Origin of the sequence: Phyllobacterium sp. LjRoot231 (assembly GCF_964253365.1) — a bacterium.
Lineage (GTDB): Bacteria > Pseudomonadota > Alphaproteobacteria > Rhizobiales > Rhizobiaceae > Phyllobacterium.
Genome location: NZ_CAXUQT020000004.1, coordinates 102,047 through 115,580, shown reverse-complemented (window position 1 = coordinate 115,580; position 13,534 = coordinate 102,047). Strand labels below are relative to the sequence as shown.

Genomic DNA, 13,534 nt, shown 5'->3' with positions numbered 1-13,534 from the left:
ATTGAAGCTTACTTTTTACGCTGCCGCGTGACGAAAAATGCTGCTGCGAGCAGAATGAAGCTGCCGACGACGAGACGCTGCCACGTGCTGGGAATACCGACCATCACCAGAACGCTGTTGACGACGACGACGAGAAGCACGCCGAGGATCGTACCGAGCACAGTGCCAGTGCCGCCGGTAATCCGTGCGCCGCCTAGAACGACTGCGGCAATAACGTTGATTTCCGTTCCGACGAGGTCGAAAGGATTTGCCTGCCGGTTGGCGCACACGTGGATGATGCCGGCCAATCCGGCGAGCGCACCGGCATAGGCAAAAAGAAAGACGTGCACTGTTCGCAGATTGTAACCGAGACGTCCGGCGACGTCTGCATTTCCCCCAACGGCGAAGATGGCGCGCCCCATCAGCGTACGGTTCAGGATCCACCAAGTCGCGAGCACCGCCAGCGGCAGGATCAGAAAGTACATCGGAAGCGTGATCGTCGCCCCATTCGCAGATTCGAATTGTAGTAGCGGCATCCTCCCGAAGGCGCCCATCTGCGGCGGCAGGGACATGATCCAGACCGTGCCAATGAACGACAGCAGCGCGCCGCGAAAGAGATATTGGGTTCCGATGGTCACGATCAGCGAGGGAACCTTGAGGTTATGCACCAACAAACCGTTGACGACGCCGAGCGCCGCTCCACCGAAGATGGACGCCAGCATGATCACCGGCATGGGCATGCCCGGAAAATGTTTCGATACCAGAAGCGTCATCGAATACATCGTGAAGGCCGCAATCGCGGTGAACGACACATCAATACCGCCGGCGGCGAGGATGACGAAAACGCCGAGCGCAAAAAGCCCCGTGACAACGCTGGCTCTGCCGATGTCGATCAGGGAGGAAGCCTGTAAAAATGCGGGGTTGATCAGCGCAACGACGACGCAGATTGCCACAAGCAGCGCAAGCGTTATCGTTTCTGGCCGGCGGCGGAGCAGTTCGCCGAGGTTGAATGCCCGGGATACGCCCTGGCTTTCCCGGAGCTCTTCAAGGTGTGACGAGCTCATTCGACATTCTCCGTTCTGGAAGTCAGCATTGCCTTGTAGAGGAGATCTTCATCCGCCTTGTCGGCATCGAATTCGGTGATGATCTTTCCCCCGTTCATGACGAGGATCCGGTCACAGTTCTGCAGCAACTCCGGCAGGTCGTCGCTGACGATGATGATCCCCATGCCGGCTTCGGCAAGCGACTGAATGGTCCGATAGATCGTATCTTTCGAACCAACGTCCACGCCGACCGTCGGGCCGTGAAGCACGAGAAGTTTTGGCGATATGCTAAGCCAACGCCCGATCAATACCCGCTGTTGGTTTCCGCCTGAAAGCGCGCCCACCGGCATATCGAGATCGCGCGTATTGAGTCGCATCTCTTCCGACAGCTTGGCGGCCACACGGTGGCCCTCCTGCTTGTCGACGATCCCGAACGGGTTGCTGAGCTTTTTGACGACCAACGCGATCTCGTTCTCGAAGATCGATTTGTCGAGGAACAGACCCTCGGCAAGTCGATCCTCCGGAACGTAGCCGATCCCGTAATCGATTGCTTCGGATGGCCAGCGAACCTTTTTTTCCACACCCTCGATCCGCATGCTGCCGCTTGTCGAAGGCGCGATGCCGGCAATGGCCATCGCAAGCTCGTTGCGGCCGGAATCGGCAAGACCGGTGACACCGACGATCTCGCCTTTCCTGACTTTCAGGTTCACGTCCTGGAAGCTCGATGCACGGCCAAGGTGATGTGTGCTGAAGAGCTCCGCAACAGCGGGGCTCCCAGTCCTGTATCGCTCGGAGTCGATCAGCCGCCCGGTCATCAATTCAGCAAGCTGCGTCTTCGTGTATTGCTCGATCTTTCCCTGGGCTACGCACTCACCGTCCCTGAAGATGATTGCATGCCCGCCGATCCTGTAGCATTCGTCGAGTTTGTGCGTGACGAACAGCACGGCCACGTTTTCGGAACGCAAGCGCTCAACGACCTCGATAAGATTGTCGACCTCCCGGCGCGTCAGCGAGGTGGTGGGCTCATCCATGATCACCAGTTTGGCACGGGTGGCGATCGCCCTCGCAATCGCGACAAGCTGGCGCGAGGCAAGCGGCAGATCGGATACGACCGTCCCCATGAATGCGCGGTCTGCCGGCAGGCCGACCGCCTCGAGAGCCGTGGCAGCCGTCTGTCTCAGCCTCGACTTGTCGAAAAGACGGGCCAACCGGCCGCCACCGTGGACCAGCTGCTCGCTGAGGGCAACGTTTTCGGCGACTGTAAGATTCGGCAGCAGGGAAAGGTCCTGATAGACCGTCTCGATCCCGGCGCTGAGCGCCTGGATGGGGGACAGGGCGTCGAAAGACCGTCCGTCGAGAATAATCTCGCCTTCGTCAGGAGATAGCGCTCCGGACATGATCTTGATGACAGTACTTTTGCCGCAGCCGTTTTCGCCCAGGAGGTGGTATGCCTCGCCGAGCTGCAGGGAGAGATCGACGCCACGCAGCGCGTGAACGCCGCCAAAACGCTTGTGAACCTGCCGCAGCTCGAGAAAACGGCCTTCGCTATTCGAGGTCTCTAGCACCCGCGAAATCCCTATTATGATCATGGTTAGCACAGCAACTGGAAAAGCTTCGCCAGCCGGGGGTTCGCAAAAGGATCCCCCGGGGCGCATTTCACAACCGCTTAGAACATGCGTTCCTTGTAGGTGGCCTTGTCGACCAGAACCATGCCGTTGCCGACAACCAGAAGGCCATCTCCCGCACCCTTGGTGACGGTCACCTTGTTGTAGCCTTCAACGCCGAGATCCATGCCGTCGGTGACCTGCTTGCCGCTCACCAGGAGCTTAGCGACAGCATTCATTGCCATGCCGGCGTTCTTCGGATCCCAGAAACCGATCGCCGTTATGGCGCCGGATTCCAAAAGATCTGCGGAGGGATTCGGAAGCCCGGTGCCGACGAGGCATACCTTACCCGATAGCCCTGCTTCGTCGATTGCTCGGCCGACACCGAGTACATCGTTGCCGGCCGAGGTCTGGAAACCCTTGATGTCGGGGTGCTTGCGCAAGATTTCCTTGGCCTTCTCATAGGTGCCGTTAGCGTCGTCGAAGGACTCGTTGTTCGGATCGACCAGCTGCATATCAGGATACTTCTTTGCATTCTCCTCCCCGGCACCGACCCACTGAAGATGGGTGCGGCTGCCCAGGGATCCGACAAAGGTTGTCCATTTGCCCGCCTTGCCCATGCACTCGGCCAGCCGTTCGTTCAGAGCGGTACCATATGCAGCGTTGTTGAACGCTTCGACGTCGGCATTCGTGTTGACCTGATTGTCGGCTTCGTGCGTAACAACGATCGTTCCGCGCTCCATGGCGCGCTTCAGCGTACCTTCAAGAACAGCAGGGTCCATTGGCACGACGGCCAGAGCGTTGACGCCCTTGGCGACGAGGTCCTGGACGATCTGCAGCTGTTGCGCGGAATCCGCGGTCGCGGGTCCGCTCTGGCTTGCGACCACATCGGGATTTTGCTCGCCAAACGCTTTGACACCGGTTTCCATACGGTCGAACCATGGAATGCCGCTGATCTTGACCACGGTCGCGATGACCGGCTTGTCCTGAGCCATCAGCGACCCGACGGAACCAGCAGTCACGAATGCGGCAACGACGGACCCCATCAGAATTTTCTTGGATTTTTCTCGCATAACTTCCTCCACAATTACCTCCCTCAACTCTCACGCTTCGATGCGTGAGGGATGCGCATCAAACCTGCCCGTTGGCGATTGCCCGGGAACAAAACGCCGACGAGGTCGTATCGACCCACGGCAAGAAAAGTGAGCAGCAGCGCGCCCCAGGCGAAATCGCGTACGAAATTCGACAGCCCGCCGAAATTCAGCATGCTCGACAGCAATTGAAGCGCGACTGCCGAAAGTACGACGCAGATGACGCGGCCATAGCCGCCCTCTGGCCGGACACCCGCCATGACGGCGATGAGGATCGCAATCAGAAGATAGGACGTGCCATAGTCCCATTTCACGTTGACATTGCGGGCAGCGATAATGACCCCGGCTAGGCCGGAGAGCGTGCCGCTGATCGCGTAGGTTGCGATAAGGACACGGCTCTTCGGGAAACCGGCATAGGTTGCCGCTTTCGGGTTGGAGCCCATCAGCATAAGCCAGAACCCAAAGGGCGTGTATTTCAGCAGACCGGCGATCAGAGCTGCAACGGCCGCGAAAATCAAAAAGCCGATCGGGACCTGAAAAAACATGCCGTTGCCAATGCTGGAAAGAGGCTCGGGGCTTCCGACCATGATGGCTTTGCCGTCGGACACGACGACCGCAAGTCCTGTGAACGCCATCTGCGTGCCGAGCGTGCAAAGGATCGGCGTAATATTCAGGCGGGAGATAAGCAGGCCGTTAATCAAGCCGCCTAGAAATCCGATGAAAACGGCGACGACGATGAAGGCGAATGTAAAAGCGACTGCGTGCTCAGTGCCCGACAGGACGGTGCCGACCAGCACTGCCGAGAGCACACCCGAGAGATTGGCGAGCGCAATGCCCGAAAGGTCGATGCCGCCGTTCCCGGCGCACATGGCAAGCATCACCCCGATGGCAAGAAGGCCGATCTCAGGAAGCTGGCTCGCCATGGACTGAAGATTAAAAATAGACAAGAACGAGCCGCCGGATATGGCTGCTCCGACAAGGAGTACCAAGCAATTGATGGCAACAAGCACGATAAGCTGCCCACCGGTTTTGTGCATGGTCTCCTCCCATGTTTAGTAAACTTAAGCGGTCTTTACTAAAGCACTAAAGCGTTATCAAAGCTATTCGGCTTATGCAAGCAGGTTTTTTTAGCCATTTCGGTTGCGAAGCGCGATTTTTTGCCGTAACCCTCGCTGTGGTCGAGAGAGTTGTTTACTAAACGGCTGTGCGCCTTGAGCGCGATATTCAGATCACAACGGCAGTCATGGCACTCATGAAGGAAAAGAAGTCTTTAACGATACGGGATATCGCGGACGTGGCGGGTGTATCGCCAGCGACGGTGTCTCTGGTGCTGAACGGCAAAGGAGAAATCTCGGGGATGACGCGCGCACGCGTACTCGAGGCCGTTGCCAGCCTGAACTATATTCCGCGCATTGCGAAGGGCCGCACCGAAGCAAGCGATACGCTGCGCTTCCTAAAAATCGCCAAGCACGGCCATACCGTAAACCGCGATCATAGCCATTTCATTTCCGATTATATTGACGGCATGTCGATCGAAGCGACCCGCCGCGGGTACACGCTTGAGGTCATAAGCCATGAAGGTCAGTCGATCAGCACGATTGCGGAATCTCTTGCCGGCGCGCCGATCAGCGGCGTGATCGCACTTGGTACCGAACTGTCTGAATCCGACGTCAGGATCATCCAGAGCCTCGGTCTGCCTACGGTCTTCATCGACACCTTTTACGATGTGATCGACGCCAATTTCGTCAACATGAACAATGAGGATGCCGTCTACAAGGTTCTCTCGCGGTTCCAGAATCAGGGGTTCGAGCGCATTGGCTTCGTCGCCAGCCACGTCGATACGACGAATTTTCGCCTGAGGAAGGAAGCATTCTTTAAGAACATGACCCGGCTGGGCCTCAAGGTGAACGAGGCTGATGTCATCTCCGTCGAGTCGACCTATGACGGCGCCTACAACGATGCGCTTTCGCTCCTTCGGGCAGGCACAGAACTGGCGGAGTGCTACTTCTGCACCAACGATGTCATCGCCTATGGCTTCATCAAAGCATTGAGAGAATTCGACATCAGCATTCCCGACGATGTTTCGATAATCGGTTTTGATAATCTCCCCTTGAGTTCGACCATGGAACCGTCCCTGACGACCATCGACGTTTCCAAACGCAAGATCGGATATCTGGCGGTCACTGTGCTGGACGATCTGATCAACGCTTCCGAAACACAGCCTTCGGTCAAAATCCTTGTCGGCGCTGAGCTGATCGCACGATCCAGTGACGTGCGGAAAGACCCGCAGAAGCCGGCGAAGAACCCGAGGAAGATGAGGGAAAACGGCGGCAAGCTGCCGGTCGCCTGACAGCGACGAATGTGCACACCGAACATGGTGATTTCAAAGCCAGGTAACTTCCAACCATGCCATCTCTCGCTCTCATCCACACCGTTCCCGGCCTGGCCGCCACATTCAAGCCGCTTGCTTTGCGAGAGCTGCCCCATTGGAACAGCTTCAACATCGTAGATGAAAGTCTGTTGCAGAACACGATCCGGGATGGCGCGCTTTCGAAGAAGACAATGCAGAGACTGGGTCAGTACGTCTTCTCCGCGATAGATGCGGGCGCAGACGCGATCGTGGTAACCTGCTCCTCGCTCGGCGATGCCTTGGACGCCATCCGCCCGTTCTCGTCCGTACCGCTCTTTCGCATAGACAGCGGCATGGCGATGGCCGCCGTTGAGAGAACCGAGCGCATCGGCGTGCTTGCGACTTTGCCGACAACGTTGGGCCCGACCAGCCGGCTGATAGAGAAAACCGCGATGGCCGCAAACAGGAATTGCACGATCGTCGACAAGCTCTGCGCAGGCGCCTTCGATCGCCTGATCAAGGGAGACCGCGACGGTCATGACGCGATGGTGATTGCAGGCTTCCGCGAGCTTGCCACGTCGGTCGACCTCATCGTCCTCGCCCAGGCATCGATGGCCAACGCCCTGTCATCCATCGGGGAGACCGGAAGCAGCGTACCGGTTCTGAGCAGTCCAGAACTCGGCATGGCTTACGTCGCCACACAGTTGTCACCTAGTTGAGGCGTTCCGAAAAGAGGGCGCCAACTTACCCACCACCCATCACTATTTTAACGGGAGTAGTACAATGGAATACAGGACCCTTGGCCGTTCCGGCTTGAAGATTTCGGCTCTCAGCATGGGTACCTTTTCTTTCGGAGGAGAAGGCGATTTCGCGATGGTTGCAAATCAGAGCGTCAAGGATGCCCGGCGTCTCGTGGATGCGTGCATCGATGGCGGCATCAACGTCTTCGACACGTCCAACATGTATTCGCTTGGCCGATCAGAAGAGATCCTCGGAGAGGTGCTTGAAGGAAAGCGTGATCAGGTGCTGATCTCGTCAAAGGCGCGCATGCGTATAGGCGACGGTCCGAACGACGAGGGCGTCTCGCGCTATCACCTCATCCGCGAATGCGAGCGGAGCCTGAAACGCCTGCGCACCGACCACATAGACATCTATTTCATGCACGAATGGGACGGGCTTACACCGCTCGAAGAGATGCTCTCGGCCCTCGATACGCTCACCCGGCAGGGAAAAATCCGCTATATCGGCTGCTCGAACTATTCCGGCTGGCATATCATGAAGGCGCTCGGCGTTTCGGAACTTAAAGGCTATCCGCGCTTTGTAACGCAACAGATTCACTACACACTTGAAGCACGCGAAGCTGAATATGAACTGCTGCCGATATCGGTCGATCAAGGCCTGGGCGTCATGGTCTGGAGCCCGCTGGCCGCGGGCCTCCTTTCTGGCGCCTTCGGACGTAACAAGGCTCCCGCGTCTTCACGTCAGGCCGCTGGCTGGAGCGAACCGCCAATCCGGGACGAGGAACGGCTCTGGAACATCGTCGATACCCTGACCGATATCGCGACCTCGCGCGGCGTTTCTGCCGCACAGGTTGCCTTGGCCTGGACGCTCACTCGGCCTGGCGTCACCTCACTGGTGGTCGGCGGTCTTACTGAGCAGCATTTCCAGGACAATATCGCCGCAGTTGACCTTGAACTGAGCGGCGAGGAGTTGGAGCGCCTCAACCAGGAGAGCCGTCTACCATACATTTATCCATACTGGCATCAGCACAATTTCGCGAAGGACCGCTTCTCCACCGGCGATTGGGCGCTGCACGCTAGCTATGAGGATCTCGGTAAGCAATAAAATACAGTTGGTTCCCGCTTTGGTAAGGCGACAATCCCAACTGCAGCGACAGTCTCCGCTAAGTGTGACAAGAGCCGAGTGACTTTTCTTCGCGGTTGCGCGCTGCCATGATCCAGTGAACCGCTGCGGAAATGTCGTCAACCGTCGCAGTTGGTGAGGGCTTGAAACGGTCCTCGTCGCCGCGGCGGTATTTGCCCGTGCGTACCAGCAGAGCGTGGGCAAGTCCGGTCCGCAAGGCCCCCGCGATGTCGGTTTCCGCGTCGTCCCCGACCATTACGGCTTCTGCAATCGGGCATTGCATACTGGCTAGTGCGGACAGGAAGAATGCAGGCGACGGCTTTCCCAAGACAACAGCACTTTTTTGGCTTGCGAATTCCAGCGCCGCAACGAACGCTCCGGCATCGAGACTGAGTTCTCCATCTGCATCCTTGAACGTCCGGTTTGGCGCCAGCGCCAGGAATTCCGCTCCCTTGATCAACTCTCGAAACGCCCTGTTCAGCATCAGGTAGTCGAAGGTCATGCCCGCATCGCCGACAACGACCGCCTTTCTGTCGCCGCCGCCCGCCAGATCGTGAAAATCCGCCACCAGATCGGGATGAACCACAAGGTACGGCGATCGATTATGTTGACCAAGCCATTCACGCGCTGCTTGCGCTGGAGTGAAAAGCTCGCCGTTCGTGACAGAGAAGCCGAGCCTGTCGAGCTGGTCAAGAATGGACCGTTTGTTCGAGCGTGTCGTGTTACTCACGAATCGGACAGGTAGACCCGCCTTGTGCAAGCGGACGACAGCATCTGTTGCGCCCGGTATAGCCTCTTTGCCATCATAGAGGACGCCAGCAAGATCCAGAACCACACCGCTAATCATCGGATTAGAATGGACGCGGAAGCGTTGGGCGTCAAATTCTTCAAAGCCTAGCATGGCTAAACGTTTAGAATCGAATAGTTCCCATGTGTCTCTGGCAAAGACGGAATTGTAATGAGCTCATGCCGATCAAATCCCGACAGTGCGGCATCCAAAAAACTCCTTGAAGGCCGGACCCCGACGAAGCTAGGCCGGAAGGTCATTGAAGGAGTTACAAAGGTAGCGGCCACCTGTTGCCCTGGAGTTTCAGGCAGCGCGCAAAGATCTTACATTTGAAATGGTGGTGGCTCAGTACTCGGGGAAGTGGGCGCGCATCGTACCCTCTTCCTGGCGGATGCGGATGACTAGCGGCACGAGATAGAGAGGCAGGCCGATCGCGAGCGTCCAGAACGCATGCAATGTCAGAGCAAAACCGATAAGCTCCGGAATGATATTCAGGTAATAATTCGGATGCCTTACAAATCGAAATAGCGGGGTCGTCACCAAGAAATGGTTTGGGGCGATGATGAGTTTGACGGTCCATTGTGAGTTGAGGCTGGCAATGACCACCACCAGAAAAAAAGCACCAATAAGGTAGATGACCAATCCCACCACGGTGAGCGCATCGGCTTGGTAGTCGGAGAAGCCGTATTCAGTAATAGCGCATAGATAGAAGGCAATATGCGATAGCGCCAGAACGCGTGTGTTGATTTCGCCGAATTCCATGGCCCCCGCAGCTTTCAACTTCCGTTCGTTTTTGATTGAAATGGCAAGCGTAATAAGGCGAAATGCGACAGCAAGAATAATAAAAATAAAGAGCATCGAAGCCTCATCGACCTATCTAGGTGCTATGTATAATCCGGAGCCCGATACACTGACACTGCGAACGAATCGTCACTCCGGTTGTCCCCCGGTATATCATCGAGACTTCGATTTTTCTCAACCCCGCCCAAAGAAGGCAAGAGGCCGCGAGCGCGAGTTCAAAAAGTTGACGGACCACGAGGTGGCCGCCGCGGAAGCCGCGTACTCGAAAGCCTTTGCAATCACCACTTCTGATGCCAAATAGGCCACACAAAAAAGTTATGTTAGACCCACCAAAGAGCGTAGCGGCTCAGCCCATTACGAACCCGTTACTTGACTTCCCGCAGACAGCATCCATTTGTTCTCAGTTGAATTCAAGCAACCCTGCTGCAACGAAACTCCCAATTTCGTAACGCGGCCACCCAAAAGTTGAGGTAATATAGATGAGCCAGTTGTTTCAGCCACTGCGATTGGATTCGCTCGAACTCGCGAACAGGATCATAATCGCTCCCATGTGCCAATATTCCGCCGAAGATGGCTCGGCGTCCGACTGGCATATGATGCACCTCGGCCACCTTGCCCTCTCGGGCGCCGGCTTGCTGGTCACGGAAGCTACCGCCGTAACGCCTGAAGGACGCATCTCTCCCCGCGATCTCGGGCTTTATTCCGACGACAATGAAGCAGCACTCGGGCGTGTTGTCGCCGCGATCCGGGACTATTCGCCGATACCGGTCGCAGTGCAGCTAGCCCACGCCGGACGAAAGGCATCGACCCGTGTGCCGTGGGAAGGTGGTAAGCAGATTGCGCCGAATGAGCCGAGGGGCTGGAAAACCGAAGCGCCGTCGGCGGTGCCTTATCTGGAAGAATATGACGCTCCGACGGCACTCGATAGCGCTGGGCTTGACCGCATACGGGATGCATTCGTCAAGGCGGCGAAACGCGCGGACAAGATCGGTATCAACGGCATCGAAATTCATGCGGCCCACGGATATTTGCTGCACGAATTCCTGTCGCCATCGTCCAACGAGCGCGAAGACGAATATGGCGGAAGCCTGGAAAACCGCATGCGTTTCCCTCTTGAAGTGTTCGATGCAGTACGGGCAGCGTTTCCCGGCAATAAGCCTGTCTGGACACGCGTTTCCGCTTCCGACTGGGTCGAGAGCGGCTGGGACGTCGAGAGCACTATTATCTTCGCAAAGCAACTGGAAGCACGCGGTTGCGCCGCCATCCATGTCAGCAGCGGCGGCCTCTCGCCTCTGCAGAAAATGCCGGTCGAGCCCAACTATCAGGTGCCATTCGCACGCCGTATCAAGGCTGAGGTGAAAATACCCGTCATTGCCGTCGGGCTAATCACCGAAGCGAAACAGGCTGAAGAGATCATTGCCAGCGGCGACGCCGACGCGATCGCACTTGCACGCGCAATCCTCTGCGATCCCCGCTGGCCGTGGCACGCGGCGGCAGAACTCGGGGCACAGGTGATTGCGCCCGAACAATATTGGCGATCCCAGCCCCGCAATCATGCGGATCTGTTCAAAATCCCCCAGAATGCCTGACGGAGAGGTGAGCGTTCGTAGCTAATCGAGTTTACGACGCTCGTTCTCTGACGAATAATGCGAACGCTTGTCCTCGTACATCAACAAATCAGCGCGCTTGGCCACGGCTTCCATCTTCTCGCCGACATTGCTGGTGGCCCAGCCGATCGATATGTTCAGAGGTATATTGGAATAATACTGGTTGTTGATTTCGATAAGACTGCGGATTTCGTCGATCATGCTCGCGGCGCCAAGCTCATCGATGGCCGGAAGGAGAACCGCGAATTCGTCTCCTCCGATACGTGCTGCATAGCAGGGAGGCTTGACCGCCCCAGCCAATACCTCGCCGACCCGGCGTAACAAAGCATCGCCAACACCGTGCCCCCACTGATCATTGACCACCTTCAATCCGTTAAGGTCGAGGATGATGATCGATACAGGATAGAATTCACGGCGTTCGAGCCTGTTCAATTCGTCTACATAGAAGGCGCGGTTGTAAAGCTTGGTGAGCACATCGTGCTTGCCGAGATATTCCAGATAGGCTTCGGCCTTCTTGCGTGCCGTAATGTCGGTCAAGGATATCTGAACCAACGACCAATCCTGTTCGTGGCCCGGCAGGACGGAAAATTGCAACAGCACATGGCGTTCGGTACCATCGAGCGCATAGTTTACGGTCTCGCGCTGATGGAACAAATTGCCATTCCAGAGTTCGATGAGCTGTTCCCTGAAATGCGTGTTCATCCCGTCCCTGAAAATATCGGGGAGCCGGCGCAACAAGGTCAGCTTGTCGGGCGCAAGAAATAGCCTGAGCGTTTCATTATTGACATCGATGACGCGGATCTCGCTTGCACATTGTCCAACGAATTCAGGATGGACATCGGTAAACACGCGAAAATCGGTAATGCCCTGCCCCCGCACTTCGTCAAGCAGGCGCTTGATGCGGCTGAAATCTTCGACCCATAGCGACACGGGAGAATATTCGAACAGCCCCTCAGCGTAGCGCTTGCTCTCGATCTGTTGCCGACGCGCCTCCTCGCGGTCGGTAACGTCCTCAATGGACAGCAATACCCGGGTCCATGAATCTTCATATCCCGGTAGAACTGCGCCTCGAAGCTGGATATCCAGCCGCCGCCCCGACAGCGTATAATTCACCGTATCGCTGGAGAATTCGGTATCGCCATTCCAAAGAGCCGACAGTTCCTGAATATGCGACTGCAGCATGTCGTCACGAAATATCGAACTCAGGTTGCCGGTCAGATGCTCGAAATCGTCTGCTTCAAACAGAGACAGCGTCTTGCGGTTGACCTTGAGAACCCGGATCAGACTGGAGCATTGCCTGACCCGGTCCTCTTCTTCTCGCAAATAAGCCCTGATGTCGGCGACGCCCGTTTGCCGCCATTTCTCGAACAGCTGCCGAACCGCACTGAAATCTTCCAGCCATAGAGAGATCGGAGCGAGATCGAATGCCTCGAAATCGGTCTCATGAGTGGCATGTTCGTTCATCTAACGCGAATCTTTCGAACTGGTCCCGTTTTACGAGCATGCATCTACATCAACCATATTCACTGAACAATCGTTACCTTGAGAAGATTTTCGTCGTTGAATGAGGAAGCATGCACATGCACTTTTTCAAGAACTTCATTTAAAAGAAGAAGCCAGCGTGACGCGAAGATTGCTTCGGATCATGCTGGCTTGCAAAGAATTGCTACCTGATTGTCTTATTCTTCGCGCTGACCAGTCAGGCTGAGCAGCAGTTGGAAAAGATTGATGAAGTTCAGGTAAAGTGAGAAGGCGCCGAAAACAGCTAGCTTCTGTTGCGATTCAGAATCGAAACTCTCGGCGTATTGTTCCTTGATCGACTGCGTATCCCAGGCCGTCAGGCCGATGAATACAAGAACGCCCGCCACTGAGACAACGAACTGCAGCATCGAGGAGCCGAGAAACATATTGACGAGGCTTGCTACGACAACGCCGATGAGACCCATGATAAGGAACGAGCTGAACTGGGAAAGATCACGCTTCGTCGTGTAACCGTAAAGACTGGTCGCACCAAACATCGTCGCCGCGATGAAGAATGTGCGCGCGATGCTGGTTCCAGTGAAGACAAGGAAGATCGACGCCAGCGAAAGCCCCATGACCGCACAAAATGCCCAGAACATGGCCTGTGCTGATGCCGCGGACATCGTTTGCATCTTGAACGAGAAGAACATCACGAAAGCAAGCGGAGCCAGCATGACAACCCACTTCAATGGAGTCGAAAAGATTGGAACGTAGAGAGCCGGTGTCGAGGCGACGACGAATGCAACGACACCCGTCAGGACAAGGCCCAAGCCCATATAATTGTAGATGCGCAGCATATGCTGGCGCAATCCTTGATCTAACAATGCGGCGGACTGTCCGCGCGCAGTGCCCATTTCATAGCGAAGTGGTGTAGTCATGGTTATGATC

12 protein-coding genes are annotated in these 13,534 nt (G+C 56.3%); 4 read left to right on the top strand and 8 right to left on the bottom strand.

Annotation, left to right across the window (positions count from 1 at the left end; all coding sequences use genetic code 11):
* Positions 1-8: 8 nt before the first annotated feature.
* The 4 genes from ACSQ3H_RS29140 to ACSQ3H_RS29125 all read right to left on the bottom strand — a co-directional run bounded on the left by ACSQ3H_RS29140 (position 9) and on the right by ACSQ3H_RS29125 (position 4,754).
* The gene (locus ACSQ3H_RS29140; RefSeq protein ID WP_436120525.1) at positions 9-1,043 is read right to left on the bottom strand and encodes an ABC transporter permease; all 1,035 of its coding nucleotides are present in this window, start codon (positions 1,041-1,043) and stop codon (positions 9-11) included.
* Positions 1,040-2,611 carry a sugar ABC transporter ATP-binding protein gene (locus ACSQ3H_RS29135; RefSeq protein ID WP_436120524.1) on the bottom strand — a complete coding sequence of 524 codons (1,572 nt, stop codon included), beginning with the start codon at positions 2,609-2,611 and terminating at the stop codon, positions 1,040-1,042. The genes ACSQ3H_RS29140 and ACSQ3H_RS29135 overlap by 4 nt, the downstream gene beginning before the upstream one ends.
* A 77-nt stretch (positions 2,612-2,688) precedes the next feature.
* Complete coding sequence (locus tag ACSQ3H_RS29130; RefSeq protein WP_436120523.1) at positions 2,689-3,699, bottom strand: substrate-binding domain-containing protein; 1,011 nt, start codon at positions 3,697-3,699, stop codon at positions 2,689-2,691.
* Positions 3,700-3,722: 23 nt separating this feature from the next.
* The gene (locus ACSQ3H_RS29125) at positions 3,723-4,754 is read right to left on the bottom strand and encodes an ABC transporter permease (RefSeq protein WP_436120522.1); all 1,032 of its coding nucleotides are present in this window, start codon (positions 4,752-4,754) and stop codon (positions 3,723-3,725) included.
* Positions 4,755-4,960: 206 nt separating this feature from the next.
* On the opposite strand from ACSQ3H_RS29125, the gene ACSQ3H_RS29120 reads away from it, so the two are divergent.
* The 3 genes from ACSQ3H_RS29120 (at position 4,961) to ACSQ3H_RS29110 (ending at position 7,912) form a co-directional block, all read left to right on the top strand.
* Positions 4,961-6,067: a LacI family DNA-binding transcriptional regulator gene (locus tag ACSQ3H_RS29120; protein WP_436120521.1), complete on the top strand. Its 1,107-nt coding sequence runs from the start codon at positions 4,961-4,963 to the stop codon at positions 6,065-6,067.
* A 56-nt stretch (positions 6,068-6,123) separates the two neighbouring features.
* Complete coding sequence (locus ACSQ3H_RS29115; RefSeq protein ID WP_436120520.1) at positions 6,124-6,786, top strand: aspartate/glutamate racemase family protein; 663 nt, start codon at positions 6,124-6,126, stop codon at positions 6,784-6,786.
* A gap of 64 nt (positions 6,787-6,850) precedes the next feature.
* Positions 6,851-7,912 (top strand): aldo/keto reductase, encoded by a 1,062-nt coding sequence (locus ACSQ3H_RS29110; protein ID WP_436120519.1) that lies wholly within the window; start codon positions 6,851-6,853, stop codon positions 7,910-7,912.
* Positions 7,913-7,970: 58 nt separating this feature from the next.
* Here ACSQ3H_RS29110 and ACSQ3H_RS29105 read toward each other — a convergent pair whose 3' ends face one another.
* On the bottom strand, positions 7,971-8,777 hold the full coding sequence (locus tag ACSQ3H_RS29105; protein WP_436120820.1) for a TIGR01458 family HAD-type hydrolase: 807 nt from the start codon (positions 8,775-8,777) through the stop codon (positions 7,971-7,973).
* Between the two features lie 285 nt (positions 8,778-9,062).
* Positions 9,063-9,575: an isoprenylcysteine carboxylmethyltransferase family protein gene (locus ACSQ3H_RS29100; RefSeq protein ID WP_436120518.1), complete on the bottom strand. Its 513-nt coding sequence runs from the start codon at positions 9,573-9,575 to the stop codon at positions 9,063-9,065.
* Between the two features lie 422 nt (positions 9,576-9,997).
* Between ACSQ3H_RS29100 and ACSQ3H_RS29095 the strand changes: the two genes are divergently transcribed.
* Positions 9,998-11,107 carry an NADH:flavin oxidoreductase/NADH oxidase gene (locus ACSQ3H_RS29095; RefSeq protein WP_436120517.1) on the top strand — a complete coding sequence of 370 codons (1,110 nt, stop codon included), beginning with the start codon at positions 9,998-10,000 and terminating at the stop codon, positions 11,105-11,107.
* A 21-nt stretch (positions 11,108-11,128) separates the two neighbouring features.
* On the opposite strand, the gene ACSQ3H_RS29090 is transcribed toward ACSQ3H_RS29095, so the two are convergent.
* Positions 11,129-12,589 carry a diguanylate cyclase domain-containing protein gene (locus ACSQ3H_RS29090; RefSeq protein WP_436120516.1) on the bottom strand — a complete coding sequence of 487 codons (1,461 nt, stop codon included), beginning with the start codon at positions 12,587-12,589 and terminating at the stop codon, positions 11,129-11,131.
* Positions 12,590-12,804: 215 nt separating this feature from the next.
* Positions 12,805-13,524: a Bax inhibitor-1/YccA family protein gene (locus tag ACSQ3H_RS29085; RefSeq protein ID WP_436120515.1), complete on the bottom strand. Its 720-nt coding sequence runs from the start codon at positions 13,522-13,524 to the stop codon at positions 12,805-12,807.
* Positions 13,525-13,534: the final 10 nt, after the last annotated feature.